Origin of the sequence: Pseudomonas saponiphila, assembly GCF_900105185.1 — a bacterium.
Taxonomy (GTDB): Bacteria; Pseudomonadota; Gammaproteobacteria; order Pseudomonadales; family Pseudomonadaceae; genus Aquipseudomonas; species Aquipseudomonas saponiphila.
Genome location: NZ_FNTJ01000001.1, coordinates 1,119,476 through 1,138,534 on the forward strand (window position 1 = coordinate 1,119,476; position 19,059 = coordinate 1,138,534).

The window sequence follows — 19,059 nt, forward strand, 5'->3', positions numbered from 1 at the left end:
TGCATCGATCCGCTGTGTGGCGCCGTTCAAGGGGGTGGGTGCGCCTCGCTGGCCGACTGTGCTTGATTGGTGTGTCGTCAGTTGCGGATGGTTATTTTTGAGGCGGGAGTCTTGCCTGTTCTGTAAGATTTGCTCCCCTTTCCCGTGTCCGAGAGCGCCTCCCTTGCTGCAGAACATTCGTGTCGTCCTGGTCAATACCAGTCATCCCGGCAATATCGGCGGGGCTGCGCGTGCCATGAAGAACATGGGCCTGTCGCGGCTGGTGCTGGTGGAACCCCGGGTGTTTCCGTCCCATGAGGCCGATGCGCGGGCTTCCGGCGCCACCGACATCCTTGAGAGCGCTCAGGTGGTTGCCACCCTTGAGGAGGCCCTGGCCGGTTGCACGCTGGTATTCGGTACCAGTGCTCGTGATCGACGCATTCCCTGGCCGCTGCTGGATCCTCGTGAATCCGGCCTGAAAGTGGTGGAAGAGGCCGGGCAGGGCGCGCAGATCGCCCTGGTATTCGGCCGTGAAGATTCCGGCCTGACCAATGACGAGCTGCAGCGATGTCATTTCCACGTGCATATCCCGTCGGACCCGGCGTTCAGCTCGCTGAACCTGGCCACGGCGGTGCAGGTGCTGACCTATGAAGTGCGCATGTCCTGGTTGGCGGCCCAAGGCCAGCCGACCAAGATCGAGAAGGATGAAGTGGCTTCGCCGCGCAGTGAAGAGCTGGCGACCATGGATGAGCTGGAGCGGTTTTACGAGCATCTGCAGCAGACGCTGGTGGCCATCGACTTCCTCGATCCGGAAAAGCCGCGGCACTTGATGGCGCGCCTGCGTCGGTTGTACGGTCGCAGCTCGGTCAGCCGGGCGGAAATGAATATATTGCGTGGCATTCTCACGGAAACCCAGAAAGCGGCCCGTGGAGAGCTACAAAAGCGGAAGGATCAATGATGTTCGAGCGTCTGCGTGAAGATATCCAAAGCGTGTTTCATCGTGACCCGGCGGCGCGCAATGCCTTCGAGGTGCTGACCTGCTACCCGGGGATGCACGCGATCTGGATTCACCGTTTGTCCGCAGCCCTGTGGGGTATGGGCTGGAAGTGGCTGGCGCGGCTGGTGTCGAACTTTGGTCGCTGGCTGACCGGGATCGAGATCCATCCGGGGGCGAAGGTGGGGCGTCGTTTCTTCATTGACCATGGCATGGGCATCGTCATTGGTGAAACCGCCGAGATCGGTGACGACGTCACGCTCTATCAGGGCGTAACCCTGGGCGGTACCAGCTGGAACAAAGGCAAGCGCCATCCGACCCTGGAGGATGGGGTGGTGGTGGGGGCGGGTGCCAAGGTGCTGGGGCCCTTTACCGTTGGTGCGGGGGCCAAGGTCGGTTCCAATGCCGTGGTGACCAAGGCGGTGCCAGCGGGCGCGACAGTGGTCGGCATTCCGGGGCGGATCATCATGAAGTCCAGTGACGAGCAGGAAGCCAAGCGCAAGGCGATGGCGGAAAAGCTCGGTTTCGACGCCTATGGTGTCAGCGAAGACATGCCTGATCCGGTGGCGCGGGCCATTGGTCAGTTGCTCGACCACCTGCAAGCGGTGGACGCTCGCCTTGAGGGTGTGTGCGGCGCTCTGAAGGATCTGGGCAGTGACTACTGCGCCAAGGATCTGCCGGCTCTGCGCGAGGAAGACTTCGCAGCAGTCAAGGGCAAGAGCGACAGCCAGATCGGCTGATGGCCTGCCGGTCAGCTCCTTATGTAGGAGTCGGCTTGCAGGCGAAAGGGGGCTGATGTCCCCTGAGTGACCCGCAGGTCAGTTGTCGGCAACCCGCTGTGCCATTACGTCGCAGACTTTGCTATGATTCGCGCGCTCTTTTGCGGGTAAATCCGACTAAAGTAGTTGGTCTTATAGTTGACCTGATTACTCGGGTATTGCATACTCGCCTCCATTCCGAAACTCCGTGGTACTTGTCCATGCGACTGACTACTAAAGGCCGATACGCGGTGACCGCCATGCTTGATCTGGCGTTGCACGCGCAACATGGCCCGGTCTCCCTGGCCGATATCTCTGAGCGCCAAGGCATTTCCCTGTCCTACCTCGAACAGCTTTTCGCCAAACTGCGCCGCAGTAACCTGGTGTCCAGCGTCCGTGGCCCGGGTGGCGGCTATCAGCTGTCCCGTGACATGCAGGGTATCCAGGTGGCCCAGGTGATTGATGCCGTGAACGAATCGGTCGATGCCACCAAATGCCAGGGGCTGGGTGATTGCCATGCCGGCGACACCTGTCTGACCCATCACCTGTGGTGCGACCTGAGCCTGCAGATCCACGAATTTCTGAGCGGTATCAGCTTGGCAGACCTTGTCACTCGCCGTGAGGTACAAGAAGTTGCCCAGCGTCAGGATCAGCGCCGTTGTAATGGCAAGGCGCCGCGCCTGGACAAGATTGAAGCGTCAGCCGTCGAATGACAGCCAAAGAGCTAGCGGCACGCCAGCCAGCCTGATTTAGGAGAGAGTCCATGAAATTGCCGATTTACCTTGATTACTCTGCAACCACCCCGGTTGATCCGCGCGTGGCGCAGAAGATGAGTGAGTGCCTGCTGGTCGACGGAAACTTCGGCAACCCGGCGTCCCGCTCCCACGTGTTTGGCTGGAAGGCCGAAGAGTCGGTGGAAAATGCCCGTCGCCAAGTGGCTGACCTGGTCAACGCCGATCCGCGTGAAATCGTCTGGACTTCCGGTGCCACCGAGTCCGACAACCTGGCAATCAAGGGTGTCGCGCATTTCTATCACACCAAGGGCAAGCACCTGATCACCTCGAAGATCGAGCACAAGGCTGTCCTGGACACCATGCGCCAGCTTGAGCGTGAAGGCTTCGAAGTGACCTACATCGAGCCGGGCGAAGACGGTCTGATCACTCCAGCCATGGTTGAAGCGGCCCTGCGTGACGACACCATCCTGGTTTCGATCATGCATGTGAACAACGAAATCGGCACCATCAACGACATCGCCGCCATCGGCGAGTTGACCCGCTCCAAAGGCGTCCTGTTCCACGTCGACGGTGCTCAGTCCACCGGCAAGGTCGAGATCGACCTGCAGACTCTGAAAGTCGACCTGATGTCCTTCTCGGCCCACAAGACCTACGGCCCTAAAGGCATCGGCGCGCTGTACGTCAGCCGCAAGCCGCGGGTGCGCCTGGAAGCCACCATGCACGGCGGCGGTCACGAGCGTGGCATGCGCTCCGGCACTCTGGCCACTCACCAGATCGTCGGCATGGGCGAAGCCTTCCGCGTCGCCAAGGAAGACATGGCAGCTGAAAATGCTCGCATCAAGGCCCTGAGCGAGCGCTTCTACAAGCAGGTCGAGCACCTGGAAGAGCTGTACATCAACGGCAGCATGACGGCCCGCGTGCCGCACAACCTGAACCTGAGCTTCAACTACGTTGAAGGCGAGTCGCTGATCATGGCCCTCAAGGACCTGGCAGTGTCTTCCGGTTCGGCTTGTACTTCGGCTTCGCTTGAGCCTTCGTACGTGCTGCGCGCCCTGGGCCGCAACGACGAGTTGGCCCACAGCTCGATCCGCTTCACCTTCGGCCGCTTCACCACCGAAGAAGAAATCGATTACGCGGCGCAGAAAGTCTGCGAAGCCGTCACCAAGCTGCGCGCTCTGTCGCCGCTGTGGGACATGTACAAAGATGGCGTCGATATCTCGAAGATCGAGTGGGCGGCGCACTGAATTTAAGTCGCCGCACAGGGTTCTGTAGAACGTGCCGATAACGGCGATTTGCGGAACCCGAGAGCGACTCTCTGATGAGTGAGGATTAAGAATCATGGCTTACAGCGAAAAGGTCATCGACCACTACGAGAACCCGCGTAACGTCGGCAAGATGGACGCGGAAGATCCGGATGTCGGCACCGGCATGGTCGGCGCTCCCGCCTGCGGCGACGTGATGCGTCTGCAGATCAAGGTCAACGAGCAGGGCATCATCGAAGACGCCAAGTTCAAGACCTATGGCTGCGGTTCCGCCATTGCCTCCAGTTCCCTGGCCACTGAGTGGATGAAGGGCAAGACCCTGGATGAAGCCGAAACCATCAAGAACACCCAGCTGGCAGAAGAGCTGGCCCTGCCTCCCGTGAAGATTCACTGCTCGGTGCTTGCCGAAGACGCCATCAAGGCCGCCGTTCGCGACTACAAGCAGAAGAAAGGCCTGATCTGATCGATCGGCTTTCACAGATTTGGCGACAAGTAAGGAGTCACGATGGCTATCAGCATGACAGAAGCGGCTGCTCAACACGTGCGACGCTCCCTCAACGGGCGCGGCAAGGGTGATGGGATTCGTCTGGGTGTTCGCACCACGGGCTGTTCCGGCCTTGCCTATGTGCTGGAGTTCGTCGACGAGATCGGCGAGGACGATCAGGTGTTCGAGAGTCACGGCGAGAAAGTGATCATCGACCCGAAAAGCCTGACCTATCTGGACGGCACCGAGCTTGATTTCGTCAAGGAAGGGTTGAACGAAGGTTTCAAGTTCAACAACCCCAACGTGCGCGGTGAATGTGGCTGCGGCGAAAGCTTCAACATCTGAGGCTTCCAGTGGGTACTCCTTGTCATTTCGCTTTATTTGAGCTGCAACCGAGCTTCCGCCTGGATCTCGAACAGCTGGCCGCGCGCTACCGTGAGTTGGCGCGCGGGGTTCATCCTGACCGTTTTGCCGATGCGTCCGAACGTGAGCAGCGCCTGGCCCTGGAACAGTCGGCAAGCCTCAACGAGGCTTATCAGACGCTCAAGAGTCCGCCCAAGCGTGCCCGTTATCTGTTGGCGCTGAAGGGCGGTGAGTTGCCGCTGGAAGTCACGGTGCATGATCCCGAGTTTCTTCTGCAGCAGATGCAGTGGCGCGAAGAGCTCGAAGACTTGCAGAACAGCGCCGACCTGGCCGGTGTGGAGGCCTTCAAGCGTCGGTTGAAGATTGCCCAGGATGAGCTGAACGAAAGCTTCGCAGCCTGTTGGGATGATGCAGCGCAGCGCGAGCAGGCCGAACGCCTGATGCGGCGCATGCAGTTCCTCGACAAGCTCACCTACGAAGTGCGCCAGTTAGAAGAGCGCCTCGACGATTAACCCAGTGCCGCTCCGGTCGCACGCCTGATATACAGATAAGTCCAGATAAGCATGGCCCTACTGCAGATCGCCGAACCCGGCCAAAGTCCTCAACCGCACCAGCGTCGCCTGGCTGTGGGGATCGACTTGGGCACTACCAATTCGCTGGTCGCTGCCTTGCGCAGTGGTCTTTCCGAGCCTCTGGCCGACGCGCAGGGTCAGGTGATTCTGCCGTCCGCCGTGCGTTATCACGCCGATCGCGTCGAAGTGGGCGAATCCGCCCGCCTGGCCGCCCCCACCGATCCCTTGAACACCGTGCTGTCGGTCAAGCGCCTGATGGGGCGCGGCCTGGCCGACGTCAAGCAGCTGGGCGAGCAACTGCCTTATCGCTTCGTTGACGGCGAGTCGCACATGCCGTTCATCGAGACCATCCAGGGGCCGAAAAGCCCGGTGGAAGTCTCCGCTGAAGTGCTCAAGGTATTGCGTCAGCGTGCTGAAGCGACCTTGGGTGGCGAGCTGGTGGGGGCGGTGATTACTGTTCCGGCCTATTTCGACGATGCCCAGCGTCAAGCCACCAAGGATGCGGCCAAGCTGGCCGGTCTGAATGTGCTGCGCTTGCTCAACGAGCCGACCGCGGCTGCCGTGGCCTACGGCCTGGACCAGCACGCCGAGGGTGTGGTGGCGATCTATGACCTGGGCGGCGGTACCTTCGATATTTCCATCCTGCGCCTGACCGGCGGTGTCTTCGAGGTGCTGGCCACTGGCGGCGATACCGCCCTGGGTGGCGATGACTTCGATCACGCCATTGCCGGCTGGATCATCGAGGGTGCGGGTTTGTCCGCGGATCTGGATCCGGGGACTCAGCGCAACCTGTTGCAAACCGCCTGTGCGGCCAAGGAAGCCCTGACCCACGCCGCCTCGGTGGAAGTGGTTTACGGCGACTGGCGCGCGGCGTTGACCCGCGAAACCTTCGATGCCCTGATCGAGCCCATGGTGGCTCGCAGCCTCAAGGCCTGCCGGCGTGCCGTTCGTGACTCCAATGTCGAACTGGACGAAGTTCAGGCGGTGGTCATGGTCGGCGGTTCGACCCGGGTGCCGCGAGTGCGTGAAGCGGTCGCCGAAATGTTCGGTCGCCAGCCGTTGACCGAAATCGATCCGGATCAAGTGGTGGCCATTGGTGCTGCGATCCAGGCCGATACCCTGGCCGGCAACAAGCGCGAAGGTGGCGAATTGCTGCTGCTGGACGTGATTCCGCTGTCCCTAGGGCTGGAAACCATGGGTGGGCTGATGGAGAAGGTGATCCCGCGCAACACCACCATCCCGGTTGCCCGTGCCCAGGATTTCACCACCTACAAGGATGGCCAGACGGCCATGATGATTCATGTGCTGCAGGGCGAGCGTGAGCTGATCAGCGATTGCCGCTCCCTGGCGCGCTTCGAGTTGCGCGGCATTCCGCCCATGGTGGCGGGTGCGGCGAAGATCCGCGTGACCTTCCAGGTCGATGCCGATGGCCTGCTCAGTGTCTCTGCCCGGGAGCTGGGTTCGGGCGTGGAAGCCAGCATCCAGGTCAAGCCGTCCTACGGCCTGACCGACGGCGAAATTGCCAAGATGCTCAAGGACTCCTTCCAGTACGCCGGCGACGACAAGGTGGCCCGCGTGCTGCGCGAGCAGCAGGTCGATGCCCAGCGGCTGATCGAGGCCGTGCAAGGCGCACTGGATGCGGACGGTGATCGCCTGCTGGACGCTGAAGAGCGCATGGTCATCGAACTGCAGATGCAGGAACTGAGTGAATTGATGCGTGGCACCGATGGTTACGCCATCGAGCAGCAGACCAAGCGTCTGTCGCAAGTGACCGATGCCTTTGCTGCCCGCCGCCTGGATTCGACGGTGAAAGCCGCTCTGGCGGGGCGCAACCTGAATGAAATCGAGGAATAACTGATGCCGCAGATCATTTTTCTGCCACACGCCGTGTTCTGCCCGGACGGTCTGGTTGTCGAGGTCGAGCCTGGGGTTTCGGTGCTCGAGGTGGCCCACGACAACCACATCGAGATCGAGAGCGCCTGCGGCGGCGTCTGTGCCTGTACCACCTGCCACTGCATCATTCGTGAAGGGTTCGATTCGCTGAACGAAGCCGATGAGCTGGAAGAGGATCTGCTGGACAAGGCTTGGGGCCTGGAAGCGCAATCGCGGCTGTCGTGCCAGGCCATCGTCGGCGATGAAGATCTGACCATTGAAATTCCCAAGTACTCGCTCAACCATGCTGCCGAAGCGCCGCACTGATTCAAGGAGTCGTCATGAGTCTGAAGTGGGTTGATGTACTGGAAATCGCGATCCAGCTGGCTGAGTCCAAGCCCGATGTGGATCCGCGTTATGTGAACTTTGTCGATCTGCACCAATGGGTTCTGGCATTGCCGGAGTTCAGCGACGATCCGGCTCGCGGAGGCGAGAAGGTTCTTGAAGCAATTCAGGCCGCCTGGATCGACGAAGCGGACTGAATCCGCGGGCTACGCAGTTAGGCAATCCCTATAAACCCGCGTATAATTCGCGGGTTTAATTTTTCGCTTTAATCACCGTTTCTGGAGTTACACCATGGCTGTTCAACGTACTTTCTCCATCATCAAGCCTGACGCTGTTGCAAAAAACGTTATCGGCAAGATCGTTTCCCGTTTTGAAGAAGCCGGCCTGCGCGTTGTAGCTTCGAAAATGAAGCAACTGTCCAAGGCTGAAGCTGAAGGCTTCTACGCTGAGCACAGCGAGCGTGGCTTCTTCGGCGAACTGGTTGCCTTCATGACTTCCGGTCCAGTTGTTGTTCAGGTTCTGGAAGGCGAAAACGCCATCGCTCGCAACCGCGAACTGATGGGCGCTACCAACCCTAAAGAAGCTGCTGCCGGCACCATCCGTGCTGACTTCGCCGAGTCCATCGACGCCAACGCCGTTCATGGTTCGGACTCCGAAGCTGCCGCTGCTCGCGAAATCGCTTACTTCTTCGCAGCTACTGAAGTAACCGCTCGCTGAGTAAGGCTTGCGCGTGAGGGGTGAAACCATGAATGCATCGATCGGCAAAACTAACCTGTTGGGGCTGACTCAACCGGAAATGGAGAAATTCTTCGACTCAATCGGGGAGAAGCGTTTCCGTGCCGGTCAGGTAATGAAATGGATTCACCACTTTGGCGTCGATGATTTCGACGCCATGACGAATGTCGGCAAGGCCTTGCGCGAAAAGCTCAAGGCCGTTGCCGAGATTCGCGGTCCGGAAGTGGTCAGCGAGGACATCTCCAGCGACGGCACCCGTAAATGGGTGGTGCGCGTGGCGTCCGGCAGCTGCGTCGAGACCGTGTACATTCCCCAGGGCAAGCGCGGCACTCTGTGCGTTTCGTCCCAGGCAGGCTGTGCCCTGGACTGCAGTTTCTGCTCCACCGGCAAGCAAGGCTTCAATAGCAACCTCACCGCCGCCGAAGTCATCGGCCAGGTGTGGATTGCCAACAAATCCTTTGGCAGCGTCCCGGCGACCGTCGACCGTGCCATCACCAACGTGGTGATGATGGGCATGGGTGAGCCGCTGCTGAACTTCGACAACGTCATCGCCGCCATGCACCTGATGATGGACGACCTGGGCTACGGCATTTCCAAGCGCCGGGTGACCCTGTCCACCTCCGGCGTGGTGCCGATGATCGATGAGCTGGCCAAGCACATCGACGTTTCCCTGGCGTTGTCGCTGCATGCACCCAACGATGCGCTGCGCAACCAGCTGGTACCGATCAACAAGAAGTACCCACTGAAGATGCTTCTCGAGTCCTGCCAGCGCTACATGTCCGCCCTGGGCGAGAAGCGTGTGCTGACCATCGAGTACACCCTGCTCAAGGATGTCAACGACAAGCTGGAACACGCCGTTGAAATGATCGAGTTGCTCAAGGACGTTCCTTGCAAGATCAACCTGATTCCGTTCAACCCGTTTCCCCACTCCGGCTACGAGCGTCCGAGCAACAACGCCATTCGCCGTTTCCAGGACCAACTGCATCACGCCGGCTTCAATGTCACCGTGCGCACCACTCGCGGTGAGGACATCGACGCCGCCTGCGGGCAGTTGGTCGGGCAGGTGCTGGACCGCACCCGTCGCAGCGAACGCTATATCGCCGTGCGTGAGTTGAGCGCCGACGCCGATATGCCGCAAAGCGCTGCGACCCGTACCTGAGAGAGGAACTCCATGGCCCTGCGCTTCGCGCTGCTCCTGCTCGTTGCCAGTCTCTGTGCTGGCTGTGTTCTGTCGGGTGATTCCAATCCGCTGAACACCAGCAAGGGCCGCGATGAGGCGCGTGCGGCCTATGTGCAGTTGGGCTTGGGTTATCTGCAGCAAGGCATGAGCGAACGCGCCAAGGTTCCGTTGCGCAAGGCTCTGGAATTGGCGCCTGCCAATGCCGATGCCAATGCCGCCCTGGCGTTGGTATTCCAGGCCGAGATGGAGCCGGCCCTGGCCGACGAGCATTTTCGCCAGGCCCTGGCGGCCCGTCCTGACAGTGCGCGAATCCTCAATAACTACGGCAGTTTCCTGTTCGAAGAAAAACGTTACAAAGAGGCCTATCAGCGTTTTGAGCAAGCCGCGGCTGATACTCTGTACCCCGAACGTTCCCGGGTGTTTGAAAACCTCGGGATGACCGCTTCGAAGCTGGGCCAGCGTGAGCTGGCCCGGTTGCAACTGGAAAAAGCCCTGCGCCTGAATCACCAACAGCCCCGCGCGTTGCTGGAAATGGCTGAGTTGTCTTACGAAGACAGGCATTATGTGCCCGCCCGCGACTATTACGATCGTTTTAGCCTGCTCGACGCGCAAAATGCACGTAGTCTATTGCTCGGCGTTCGGCTGGCAACGGTGTTCGAAGATCGCGACAAGGCCGCCAGTTACGGTCTGCAACTAAAACGACTTTATCCCGGTACGCCGGAATATCAGCAATACCTGTCGGAGCAATGATGAAAGCGGCGCATCCCGAAGTTCAAGCAGTGACTCGCGTAAACCCCGGTGAGACCCTGCGTCAGGCCCGCGAAAGCAATGGTTGGTCGCTGGCAGAAGTGGCCCACAAGCTCAACCTCACCGTGAGCTCTCTGAGCAACCTGGAAGCCGGCGCTTTCGATAAGCTGCCAGGGCATACCTTTGCCCGCGGCTATATTCGCGCCTATGCCAAGTTGCTGGGCATGGATCAGGCCATCCTGGTTCAGGAGTTCGATCAATACACCGGTACCGATTCTCAGGGCAGCAATGTTCACGCCCTGGGACGGATCGAGGAGCCGGTACGGGTTTCCCACACCATCCTGCGCATCGTCAGCTTGCTGCTGCTGGTGGCGGTGGTCGGTGGCGGGTTCGTCTGGTGGCAGGATCAATCCTCCCAGCGCGGCAAGGAGCCAGTGTCCCTGAGCCCTGAGCACGTCGAGGTCGAAGGGGCCGACGGCACCACGCAGATTCATCCGATTGACGAGCCCGAAGACCAGGCCGTTGCCGAAGGTCAGAGCGAAGCCCTGGACAACGCCGCGCAAACCCAGAGCCAGGCGAACGCTGAGGCACCGGCCAATCCGCCGGCTCCTGCGACCCCGGCTCCCGTCGCGACGCCTGCGGCACCGACCGCACCTGCGCATACCGCCCCAGCCATCGCGCCGGTTGCCAGCGCACCGGTAGCGCCGGCTCAGGTTCCGGCCGCCGTGCCTGCTGTGCCGGCGAATGCTGGCAATGCCCCAGCGCCGAGCGCTGCGGTCGCAGGTTCAGGTCAGGTACAGATCCAGTTCAGCGCCGATTGCTGGGCTCAGGTCATCGATGGCAACGGCAAGATTCTGCTTAGCGCCCTCAAGCGCAAGGGCGAGAACGTCGATGTCAGTGGCAAGCCACCTTTTGCCGTGCGTCTGGGTTATGCCCGTGGCGCACAAATCACTTACAACGGTCAGGCGGTGGATATCGCCCCGTTCACCAGTGGCGAGACTGCTCGCCTGAAGTTAGGTCAATAAGTCATGCACGGCGAATCTCCAATCAAACGTCGCGAGTCCCGCAAGATCTGGGTCGGCTCGGTACCGGTCGGCGGCGATGCGCCGATCGCGGTGCAGAGCATGACCAACAGCGACACCAACGACGTGGCGGCAACTGTCGCCCAGATCAACCGCCTGGAAGCCGCCGGTGTCGACATCGTGCGGGTTTCGGTGCCGGACATGGACGCCGCCGAGGCGTTCGGCCGGATCAAGCAGCAGGTCAAGGTGCCCCTGGTGGCCGACATTCACTTCGACTACAAGATCGCTTTGCGCGTAGCCGAGCTGGGTGTCGATTGCCTGCGGATCAACCCCGGCAACATCGGTCGCGAAGACCGGGTTCGCGCCGTGGTGGACGCCGCTCGTGATCGCGGGATCCCGATCCGTATCGGGGTCAACGCCGGCTCCCTGGAAAAGGACCTGCAGAAGAAGTACGGCGAGCCGACTCCGGCTGCGTTGGTCGAGTCAGCGCTGCGTCATGTCGAACACCTCGAACGCCTGAATTTCCAGGACTTCAAGGTCAGCGTTAAGGCTTCCGACGTGTTCATGGCGGTCGAAGCCTACCGTTTGTTGGCCAAGGAAATCATTCAACCCTTGCACCTGGGTATCACTGAAGCCGGTGGATTGCGTTCAGGCACGGTGAAATCCGCGGTTGGCCTCGGTATGCTGCTGGCCGAAGGGATTGGCGATACCATTCGCATCTCGTTGGCGGCCGACCCGGTCGAGGAAGTGAAGGTCGGCTACGACATTCTCAAGTCCCTGCACCTGCGTTCCCGTGGCATCAACTTCATCGCCTGCCCGAGCTGCTCGCGGCAGAATTTCGATGTGGTGAAAACCATGAACGAGCTGGAAGGGCGTCTTGAAGACCTGCTGGTGCCGTTGGATGTTGCAGTGATCGGTTGCGTGGTCAACGGCCCGGGTGAAGCCAAAGAGGCGCACATCGGCCTGACCGGCGGTACACCGAACCTGATCTACATCGACGGCAAGCCGGCACAGAAACTGACCAATGACAATCTGGTGGACGAGCTCGAAAAGCTGATCCGGCAGAAGGCGGCCGAAAAGGTCGAAGCCGACGCAGCGCTGATCGCTCGCGGCTAACCGAACGTATTTAAGGATTTTTTGTGAGCAAGTCTCTGCAAGCCATTCGTGGCATGAATGACATCCTGCCCGAGCAGACGCCCCTGTGGCGTTATTTCGAGGGCACCGTGGCGCGTCTGCTGGATAACTACGGCTACAAGCAGATCCGCATGCCGATCGTCGAGTTCACCGAGCTGTTCAAGCGCTCCATCGGTGAAGTGACCGACATCGTCGAAAAAGAGATGTACACCTTCGAAGACCGCAACGGCGACTCCCTGACCTTGCGTCCGGAAGGCACTGCGGCGTGCGTACGCGCGGTACTCGAGCACGGCATCACTGGCGGTGGCCAGGTGCAGAAGCTCTGGTACATCGGCCCGATGTTCCGTCACGAGCGCCCGCAGAAAGGCCGTTATCGCCAGTTCCACCAGATCGGTTGCGAGGTTTTCAACCTCGACGGTCCGGACATTGATGCTGAGCTGATCGTGCTGACCTGGCGCCTGTGGGGCGAGCTGGGCATCCGTGATGCGGTCAAGCTCGAACTGAACAGCCTGGGCACTGCTGAGGCTCGCGCACGTTATCGCGACGCATTGGTGGCGTTCCTGTCGGCGCGCATGGACAAGCTGGACGAAGACAGCCAGCGTCGCCTGAAGACCAATCCGCTGCGCGTGCTTGATACCAAGAATCCGGACACTCAAGCCGTACTGGTGGACGCGCCCAAGCTGGCCGACTACCTGGACGAAGAATCCCGTGTGCACTTCGAGGGGCTCAAGGCCCGTCTGGACGCCGCGGGTATCCCTTATGTGATCAACCCGAAGCTGGTGCGCGGGCTGGATTACTACAGCAAGACCGTTTTCGAATGGGTCACCGACAAGCTCGGCGCCCAGGGCACAGTGTGTGCTGGCGGCCGTTACGACGGACTGGTCGAGCAAATGGGTGGCAAACCTACACCGGGTGTTGGCTTCGCCATGGGGATCGAACGTCTGGTGCTGCTGCTGGAAACCCTGGAGCAGATCCCGGAAGAAATCTCGCGTCAGGTCGACGTTTATCTCTGCGCCTTCGGTGAGGCGGCTGAACTGGCCGCGCTGGCGTTGAGTGAACGGGTTCGTGACCAGTTACCGAACCTGCGCCTGCAGATCAATGCCGGTGCCGGCAGCTTCAAGAGCCAATTCAAGAAGGCCGACAAGAGCGGTGCGTTGTACGCGCTGATCCTCGGTGACGACGAGCTGGCCCAGCAAGTGGTAGGTTTCAAACCCCTGCGTGGCCAGGGCGAACAACAAAGCATTGCCTGGGATGCGCTCGCGGCGCACCTGGCCACCTGCGTCGTGCAGGGTTGAAGCTGTCAAACAGCCGAATTAGCGAATAAGGAGTATTGGGGTGTCGAGTACCGAAGATGAACAGCTGGCGGAATTGAAAGACTGGTGGCAGCGCAACGGCAAACCTCTGGTGACCGGCGGCCTGCTGGCTCTGGTCATCGTGTTTGGCTGGCAGGCCTGGCACAAGTATCAGAACAATCAGTCGCAAGGCGCTTCGGTGCTCTATCAGCAATTGCTGGAAACCACCCTGACACCGGATGGCAAGCCTGATGCCGCCCGTGTTGCGGACCTGGCCGGCAAGCTCAACAGCGAGTTCGGCGGCACCGCCTACGCGCAGTACGGCAGCCTGTTCGTCGCCAAGGTGGCGGTAGACACCGGCAAGCTGGATGATGCAGCGGCGCAACTGAAGGCCATCGCCGACAAGCCGGTGAACCCGACCTTGGGTGAAGTGGCGCGTCAGCGTCTGGCCCAGGTGCTGGCGGCGCAGAACAAGGCCGACGAAGCCCTGAAACTGCTCGACGGCGATGCCGACAAGGCCTTCCTGGCCACCCGTGAAGAGCTCAAGGGCGATCTGCTGGTGCAGTTGGGCCGTGTCGATGAAGCTCATGCGGCATATCAAAAAGCCAAGGCCGCGCTCTCGGATGAAGCGGCGGTCGGTGGCTTACAAATCAAGCTGGACGACCTGGCCAAAGGGGATGCATGACGTGATCCGTTGGAAACATGCAGCATTGCTGGCTCTGGCCTTGTTGGCCGCGGGTTGCAGCAGCAACAGCAAGAAAGAACTGCCGCCGGCTGAGCTGGTCGACTTCAAAGAAGAAGTGGTCCTGCAGAAGCAGTGGAGCCGTTCGATCGGTGACGGTCAGGGCGAAACCTACAACATGCTGGTACCGGCCATCGATGGTGACACCATCTATGCCGCCGACGTCACCGGTGTGGTGGTTTCCATGGATCGCATGAACGGCGACGTCAAATGGAAGAAAGATCTCGAACTGCCTGTTTCCGGCGCCGTGGGCGTGGGTTATGGCCTGGTCATGATCGGCACCCTGAAAGGCGAAGTGGTTGCCCTGGATGCCTCCAGCGGTGAAGAGAAGTGGCGTACCCGTGTGACCAGTGAAGTACTGGCTCCGCCTGCCACCAACGGTGACGTGGTGGTGGTGCAGACTCAGGATGATCGGGTGATTGGCCTTGAAGCCAGCACCGGTCATCAGATCTGGCTGTACGACAGCACCCCGGCGGTACTGACCCTGCGGGGCACCAGTGCCCCCTTGGCGACCAACCGTCTGGCCCTGGCCGGTCTTTCCACTGGTAAGGTGGTGGCCCTGGATATCCGCAACGGCGTGCCGGTGTGGGAGCAGCGCGTCGCCATTCCACAAGGTCGTTCCGAACTGGATCGCGTAGTGGACATCGACGGCGGCCTGCTGCTGTCCGGTGGCACGCTGTATGTCGCCAGTTACCAGGGGCGTGTGGTTGCCCTGGACCTGGAGAGCGGCCGTCCGCTGTGGCAGCGTGATGCGTCCAGCTATGCCGGCGTGGCTCAAGGTTTTGGCAGCGTCTATGTCAGCCTGTCCTCGGGCACCGTGGAAGGCGTGGACGAGCGTTCGACCACGGCCCTGTGGAGCAACGACTCCCTGGCTCGTCGTCAACTGTCGGCACCGGAAGTCTTCTCCAGCTACGTGGCTGTAGGTGACCTGGAAGGTTACCTGCACCTGCTGAGTCAGGTTGACGGTCGTTTCGTCGGCCGTACGCGCATTGACAGCGATGGCCTGCGCGCCCGTCCGCTGGTGGTGGGTGACATGATTTATGTGTATGGCAACAGCGGCAAACTGGAAGCCCTGACCATCAAGTAATGGTTTGACTATGCTTGGGGTTGATTCCCCAAGCGGCCTTGTCTCGACAAGGTTCGCAGCACGTCAAGGTGCTGCCCCGAGCACCAGCCGCTGCCTCGCAGCGGCTTTTGTATTTTCGCAATTAACGCAGTGGAGAGCCGCATGGTTCCCGTAATCGCCCTGGTGGGCCGACCTAACGTCGGCAAGTCCACCTTGTTCAACCGCCTGACTCGGACTCGCGACGCCATTGTCGGCGACCTGTCCGGTCTGACCCGTGATCGCCAATACGGTGAGGCCAAGTGGCAAGGGCGTACCTATATTCTGATCGACACCGGTGGTATTTCCGGTGACGAGCATGGCATGGATGAAAAGATGGCCGAGCAGTCGCTGCTGGCCATTGAAGAAGCTGATGTGGTGCTGTTCCTGGTGGACGCCAAGGCCGGGTTTACCGCGGCCGACCAGATGATCGGCGAGCACCTGCGCAAACGTAACAAGACCTCCTACGTGATCGCCAACAAGGTCGACAACATCGACCCGGACATGGCCCGCGCAGAGTTCGCACCATTGGGCATGGGCGATGCGATCCCGATCGCCGGTGCCCATGGTCGCGGCATCACCCAGATGCTGGAAATCGCCCTGCGCGAATTCCCCAAGGATGACGCCGACGAGCCGGAGGAGGGCGAGGAAGAGATCGTCGCCGAAGGCGAGGAAGCCAAGCGCATTCCGGGTCCGAGCGAGAAGGACGGGATCAAGATCGCCATCATCGGGCGTCCCAACGTCGGCAAGTCGACCCTGGTCAACCGCATGCTCGGTGAAGATCGGGTCATCGTCTATGACCAGCCCGGCACCACTCGCGACAGCATCTACATCCCGTTCGAGCGCAACGACGAGAAGTACACGCTGATCGACACCGCCGGCGTGCGCAAGCGCGGCAAGATCCATGAGGAAGTCGAAAAATTCTCGGTGGTCAAAACCCTGCAGGCGATCAAGGACGCCAACGTGGTGATCTTCGTCATGGACGCCCGCGAAGGCGTGGTGGATCACGACCTGAACCTGCTGGGCTTTGCCCTGGAAGCCGGTCGGGCCTTGGTGATCGCCCTGAACAAGTGGGACGGCATGCAGCCGAGCGAGCGCGACTACGTGAAGACCGAGCTGCAACGCCGGTTGTTCTTCGTCGACTTCGCCGATATCCACTTCATCTCGGCACTGCACGGCACGGGCGTGGGCAACCTCTACCAGTCGGTGCAGAACTCGTTCAAGTCGGCGGTCACCCGCTGGCCGACCAGCCGCCTGACCCAGATCCTCGAAGACGCCGTTGGCGAGCACGCGCCGCCCATGGTCAACAACCGTCGGATCAAGCTGCGCTACGCCCACTTGGGCGGTGCCAACCCGCCGCTGATCGTGATTCACGGCAACCAGGTGGAGAAGGTGCCGAAGTCCTACGTTCGCTACCTGGAAAACACCTATCGCCGGGTATTGAAGCTGGTGGGCACGCCGATTCGCATCGAGTTCAAAGGTGGCGAGAACCCGTACGAAGGCAACAAGAACACGCTGACCGACCGCCAGGTCAACAAGAAGCGTCGTTTGATGTCGCACCACAAGAAGGCTGACAAGAAGCGCCGCGACAAGCGCTAAAAGAGCAGTTGCGAGCGGCAAGTGGCGAGCTTCAAGCGAGGCTGGCGAAGTCTTGCAGCTTGCAGCGGCGACTGAAGAAGGGGACCTTGGGTCCCCTTTTTTAATCGCCGCGCTTTGGGCTATTCTCGGGACCTCCCGCGCCGCCGTAGAGCCGGGTGTTCAGCAGGGAACCCTCATGATCACCAGTAAGCTGCCGCATGTCGGCACCACCATCTTCACGCAAATGTCCCAGCTCGCGGTGGAAACCGGAGCGCTCAACCTGTCCCAGGGTTTTCCTGATTTCGACGGCCCCCAGGCCTTGCGCGACGCGGTAGGCCGGCATATTGCCAATGGCCACAACCAATACGCCCCCATGACCGGTTTGCCGGCTCTGCGCCAACAGGTGGCGGCGAAAATCGCTCGCAGCTATGGCGTCGAGGTCAATGCCGACAGCGAAGTGACCATCACTCCGGGCGCTACCCAGGCCATTTTCTGTGCCATCCAGGCGGTGATTCAGCGTGGCGACGAGGTCATCGTTTTCGATCCTTGCTACGACAGTTATGAGCCGGCGGTGGAGCTGGCCGGCGGTCGCTGTGTGCATGTGCAACTGGGGCTCGAGGACTTTGCCATCGACTGGCAGCGGCTTGCTGAAGCCTTGAGTCCGCGTACGCGGATGATCATCCTCAACACGCCGCACAACCCCAGTGGTGCCTTGATCAGCCGTGCCGAGCTGGATCAGCTGGCGGCCCTGATCCGTGATCGCGACATCTATCTGGTCAGCGATGAGGTGTATGAGCATCTGGTGTTTGACGGTGTGCCCCATGTCAGCGTGTTGGCCCACGAGGAGCTGTATAAACGTGCCTTCGTCGTCAGTTCCTTCGGCAAGACCTATCACGTGACCGGCTGGAAGACCGGTTATGTCGTGGCGCCACCGGCCTTGAGCGCCGAGCTGCGCAAGGTGCATCAATATGTCAGCTTCTGCGGCGTGACTCCTTTGCAGTACGCTCTGGCGGATTTCATGGCCCAGTGCCCGGAACATGTCGAGCAATTGCCAGCCTTCTATCAGGCCAAGCGTGATCTGTTCTGCGACTTGCTGAGCGCTTCGCGTTTCAGCTTCACCCGGGTGGCCGGTACTTACTTTCAACTGGTGGACTATGCGCAGATTCGTCCGGACTTGAATGACGTCGACATGGCGAAATGGATGACCCGCGAACATGGCGTGGCCGCCATTCCGGTGTCGGTGTTCTATCAGCAGCCGCCCCAGGGGCAGCGTCTGGTACGACTGTGTTTCGCCAAACGCGAGGAGACGCTGCGTCAGGCAGCGGAGAAGCTATGCGTGATCTGAGTGCATTACCCAATCTGAATCTGGCGTTGATTCAGACCACCCTGGCCTGGCATGACCGCCAGGCCAACTTCGAACACTTTGAGCAGTTGCTGGAGCAGGCCCGCGGTGCTGACCTGATCATCCTGCCGGAGATGTTCACCACCGGATTTTCCATGGAGTCCGCGACCCTTGCGGAAGCGGAGAATGGACCGACCAGCAAATGGTTGCGTATCCAGGCGAAAAAACTGGATGCGGTGATTACTGGCAGCGTGATCATCCAGGCTGCGGATGGCAGCCACCGGAATCGCTTGCTCTGGGCGCGCCCTGACGGTGAGGTCTGGCACTACGACAAGCGTCATCTCTTTCGCATGGCCGGCGAGCACAACCACTACACGCCGGGCGAGCGGCAGGTGCAGTTCGAGCTCAAGGGATGGCGTATTCGCCCATTGATCTGCTATGACCTGCGTTTCCCGGTGTGGAGCCGAGACGCACAGGACACCGATCTGCTGCTCTACACCGCCAACTGGCCGGGGGCCCGGCGCCTGCACTGGAATCGCCTGCTGCCGGCCCGGGCCATTGAAAACCTCTGCTACGTCGCGGCGGTGAACCGGGTGGGCACTGACGGCAAAGGCTTTGTCTATACCGGGGACAGTCAGGTACTGGACTACCAGGGTGAAACCCTGCTCAGCGCCGGGGAGGCCGATGGGGTGTTCCAGGTGTGTCTGAGCGCAGGGGAGCTGGCCGCCTATCGTGCACGTTTCCCGGCGAATCTCGACGCTGATACCTTCACGTTCACCTAGGATCGCTTAAGTACTGCACAATTTTTTACATATTGCGCAT

General features: G+C 60.6%; 21 protein-coding genes. All 21 read left to right on the top strand.

Features of this window, described 5'->3' with window-relative positions; all coding sequences use genetic code 11:
• The first annotated feature begins 163 nt into the window (after positions 1-163).
• The 21 genes from trmJ to BLV47_RS05485 all read left to right on the top strand — a co-directional run bounded on the left by trmJ (position 164) and on the right by BLV47_RS05485 (position 19,019).
• Entirely contained in the window at positions 164-937 is a 774-nt protein-coding gene (gene trmJ / locus BLV47_RS05385) for a tRNA (cytosine(32)/uridine(32)-2'-O)-methyltransferase TrmJ (RefSeq protein WP_092310762.1), read from the top strand.
• A complete protein-coding gene (cysE, locus tag BLV47_RS05390) occupies positions 937-1,713 on the top strand; it encodes a serine O-acetyltransferase (RefSeq protein ID WP_092310765.1) in 777 nt (258 codons plus the stop codon). The genes trmJ and cysE overlap by 1 nt, the downstream gene beginning before the upstream one ends.
• Positions 1,714-1,952: 239 nt before the next feature.
• Positions 1,953-2,444, top strand: a complete 492-nt coding sequence (iscR, locus tag BLV47_RS05395) for a Fe-S cluster assembly transcriptional regulator IscR (RefSeq protein ID WP_011063217.1) — start codon at positions 1,953-1,955, stop codon at positions 2,442-2,444.
• A 50-nt stretch (positions 2,445-2,494) separates the two neighbouring features.
• A complete protein-coding gene (locus BLV47_RS05400; protein ID WP_092310768.1) occupies positions 2,495-3,709 on the top strand; it encodes an IscS subfamily cysteine desulfurase in 1,215 nt (404 codons plus the stop codon).
• A gap of 94 nt (positions 3,710-3,803) precedes the next feature.
• Positions 3,804-4,190, top strand: a complete 387-nt coding sequence (iscU, locus tag BLV47_RS05405; protein ID WP_003443374.1) for a Fe-S cluster assembly scaffold IscU — start codon at positions 3,804-3,806, stop codon at positions 4,188-4,190.
• Positions 4,191-4,232: 42 nt separating this feature from the next.
• A complete protein-coding gene (iscA, locus tag BLV47_RS05410) occupies positions 4,233-4,556 on the top strand; it encodes an iron-sulfur cluster assembly protein IscA (RefSeq protein ID WP_007929524.1) in 324 nt (107 codons plus the stop codon).
• An 8-nt stretch (positions 4,557-4,564) separates the two neighbouring features.
• Positions 4,565-5,086 carry a co-chaperone HscB gene (hscB, locus tag BLV47_RS05415; RefSeq protein ID WP_092310770.1) on the top strand — a complete coding sequence of 174 codons (522 nt, stop codon included), beginning with the start codon at positions 4,565-4,567 and terminating at the stop codon, positions 5,084-5,086.
• Positions 5,087-5,137: 51 nt separating this feature from the next.
• Positions 5,138-7,000 (top strand): Fe-S protein assembly chaperone HscA, encoded by a 1,863-nt coding sequence (gene hscA / locus BLV47_RS05420; RefSeq protein WP_060844529.1) that lies wholly within the window; start codon positions 5,138-5,140, stop codon positions 6,998-7,000.
• 3 nt (positions 7,001-7,003) lie between these two features.
• Entirely contained in the window at positions 7,004-7,345 is a 342-nt protein-coding gene (fdx, locus tag BLV47_RS05425; protein WP_092310772.1) for an ISC system 2Fe-2S type ferredoxin, read from the top strand.
• Positions 7,346-7,359: 14 nt separating this feature from the next.
• Positions 7,360-7,560, top strand: coding sequence for a Fe-S cluster assembly protein IscX (iscX, locus tag BLV47_RS05430; RefSeq protein WP_011063212.1), 201 nt, complete (start codon positions 7,360-7,362; stop codon positions 7,558-7,560).
• 94 nt (positions 7,561-7,654) lie between these two features.
• The gene (gene ndk, locus BLV47_RS05435) at positions 7,655-8,080 is read left to right on the top strand and encodes a nucleoside-diphosphate kinase (protein ID WP_025129556.1); all 426 of its coding nucleotides are present in this window, start codon (positions 7,655-7,657) and stop codon (positions 8,078-8,080) included.
• A 28-nt stretch (positions 8,081-8,108) separates the two neighbouring features.
• A complete protein-coding gene (gene rlmN / locus BLV47_RS05440) occupies positions 8,109-9,257 on the top strand; it encodes a dual-specificity RNA methyltransferase RlmN (protein ID WP_092310774.1) in 1,149 nt (382 codons plus the stop codon).
• A gap of 12 nt (positions 9,258-9,269) precedes the next feature.
• Complete coding sequence (gene pilW / locus BLV47_RS05445; RefSeq protein ID WP_092310777.1) at positions 9,270-10,028, top strand: type IV pilus biogenesis/stability protein PilW; 759 nt, start codon at positions 9,270-9,272, stop codon at positions 10,026-10,028.
• The gene (locus BLV47_RS05450; protein WP_092310780.1) at positions 10,028-11,050 is read left to right on the top strand and encodes a RodZ domain-containing protein; all 1,023 of its coding nucleotides are present in this window, start codon (positions 10,028-10,030) and stop codon (positions 11,048-11,050) included. Before pilW ends, BLV47_RS05450 begins: the two co-directional genes overlap by 1 nt.
• Before the next feature lie 3 nt (positions 11,051-11,053).
• The gene (ispG, locus tag BLV47_RS05455) at positions 11,054-12,163 is read left to right on the top strand and encodes a flavodoxin-dependent (E)-4-hydroxy-3-methylbut-2-enyl-diphosphate synthase (RefSeq protein WP_016968333.1); all 1,110 of its coding nucleotides are present in this window, start codon (positions 11,054-11,056) and stop codon (positions 12,161-12,163) included.
• Between the two features lie 23 nt (positions 12,164-12,186).
• Complete coding sequence (hisS, locus tag BLV47_RS05460; RefSeq protein WP_016968332.1) at positions 12,187-13,476, top strand: histidine--tRNA ligase; 1,290 nt, start codon at positions 12,187-12,189, stop codon at positions 13,474-13,476.
• A gap of 40 nt (positions 13,477-13,516) precedes the next feature.
• The gene (locus BLV47_RS05465; RefSeq protein ID WP_092310783.1) at positions 13,517-14,158 is read left to right on the top strand and encodes a tetratricopeptide repeat protein; all 642 of its coding nucleotides are present in this window, start codon (positions 13,517-13,519) and stop codon (positions 14,156-14,158) included.
• On the top strand, positions 14,151-15,302 hold the full coding sequence (bamB, locus tag BLV47_RS05470; protein ID WP_092310786.1) for an outer membrane protein assembly factor BamB: 1,152 nt from the start codon (positions 14,151-14,153) through the stop codon (positions 15,300-15,302). The genes BLV47_RS05465 and bamB overlap by 8 nt, the downstream gene beginning before the upstream one ends.
• 141 nt (positions 15,303-15,443) lie before the next feature.
• Positions 15,444-16,916: a ribosome biogenesis GTPase Der gene (gene der, locus BLV47_RS05475; protein ID WP_016968329.1), complete on the top strand. Its 1,473-nt coding sequence runs from the start codon at positions 15,444-15,446 to the stop codon at positions 16,914-16,916.
• A gap of 175 nt (positions 16,917-17,091) precedes the next feature.
• Positions 17,092-18,240, top strand: coding sequence for a pyridoxal phosphate-dependent aminotransferase (locus BLV47_RS05480; protein WP_092310789.1), 1,149 nt, complete (start codon positions 17,092-17,094; stop codon positions 18,238-18,240).
• Entirely contained in the window at positions 18,228-19,019 is a 792-nt protein-coding gene (locus tag BLV47_RS05485; RefSeq protein ID WP_092317052.1) for an amidohydrolase, read from the top strand. The genes BLV47_RS05480 and BLV47_RS05485 overlap by 13 nt, the downstream gene beginning before the upstream one ends.
• Positions 19,020-19,059 lie beyond the last annotated feature (40 nt).

What these genes read in the sequence shown, in the direction of transcription:
- cysE (WP_092310765.1), top strand. Translation starts at nt 937, where the DNA reads ATGTTCGAGCGTCTGCGTGAAGATATCCAAAGCGTGTTTCATCGTGAC.
- iscR (WP_011063217.1), top strand. Translation starts at nt 1,953, where the DNA reads ATGCGACTGACTACTAAAGGCCGATACGCGGTGACCGCCATGCTTGAT.
- BLV47_RS05400 (WP_092310768.1), top strand. Translation starts at nt 2,495, where the DNA reads ATGAAATTGCCGATTTACCTTGATTACTCTGCAACCACCCCGGTTGAT.
- iscU (WP_003443374.1), top strand. Translation starts at nt 3,804, where the DNA reads ATGGCTTACAGCGAAAAGGTCATCGACCACTACGAGAACCCGCGTAAC.
- iscA (WP_007929524.1), top strand. Translation starts at nt 4,233, where the DNA reads ATGGCTATCAGCATGACAGAAGCGGCTGCTCAACACGTGCGACGCTCC.
- hscA (WP_060844529.1), top strand. Translation starts at nt 5,138, where the DNA reads ATGGCCCTACTGCAGATCGCCGAACCCGGCCAAAGTCCTCAACCGCAC.
- fdx (WP_092310772.1), top strand. Translation starts at nt 7,004, where the DNA reads ATGCCGCAGATCATTTTTCTGCCACACGCCGTGTTCTGCCCGGACGGT.
- iscX (WP_011063212.1), top strand. Translation starts at nt 7,360, where the DNA reads ATGAGTCTGAAGTGGGTTGATGTACTGGAAATCGCGATCCAGCTGGCT.
- ndk (WP_025129556.1), top strand. Translation starts at nt 7,655, where the DNA reads ATGGCTGTTCAACGTACTTTCTCCATCATCAAGCCTGACGCTGTTGCA.
- rlmN (WP_092310774.1), top strand. Translation starts at nt 8,109, where the DNA reads ATGAATGCATCGATCGGCAAAACTAACCTGTTGGGGCTGACTCAACCG.
- pilW (WP_092310777.1), top strand. Translation starts at nt 9,270, where the DNA reads ATGGCCCTGCGCTTCGCGCTGCTCCTGCTCGTTGCCAGTCTCTGTGCT.
- BLV47_RS05450 (WP_092310780.1), top strand. Translation starts at nt 10,028, where the DNA reads ATGAAAGCGGCGCATCCCGAAGTTCAAGCAGTGACTCGCGTAAACCCC.
- ispG (WP_016968333.1), top strand. Translation starts at nt 11,054, where the DNA reads ATGCACGGCGAATCTCCAATCAAACGTCGCGAGTCCCGCAAGATCTGG.
- bamB (WP_092310786.1), top strand. Translation starts at nt 14,151, where the DNA reads ATGCATGACGTGATCCGTTGGAAACATGCAGCATTGCTGGCTCTGGCC.
- der (WP_016968329.1), top strand. Translation starts at nt 15,444, where the DNA reads ATGGTTCCCGTAATCGCCCTGGTGGGCCGACCTAACGTCGGCAAGTCC.
- BLV47_RS05480 (WP_092310789.1), top strand. Translation starts at nt 17,092, where the DNA reads ATGATCACCAGTAAGCTGCCGCATGTCGGCACCACCATCTTCACGCAA.
- BLV47_RS05485 (WP_092317052.1), top strand. Translation starts at nt 18,228, where the DNA reads ATGCGTGATCTGAGTGCATTACCCAATCTGAATCTGGCGTTGATTCAG.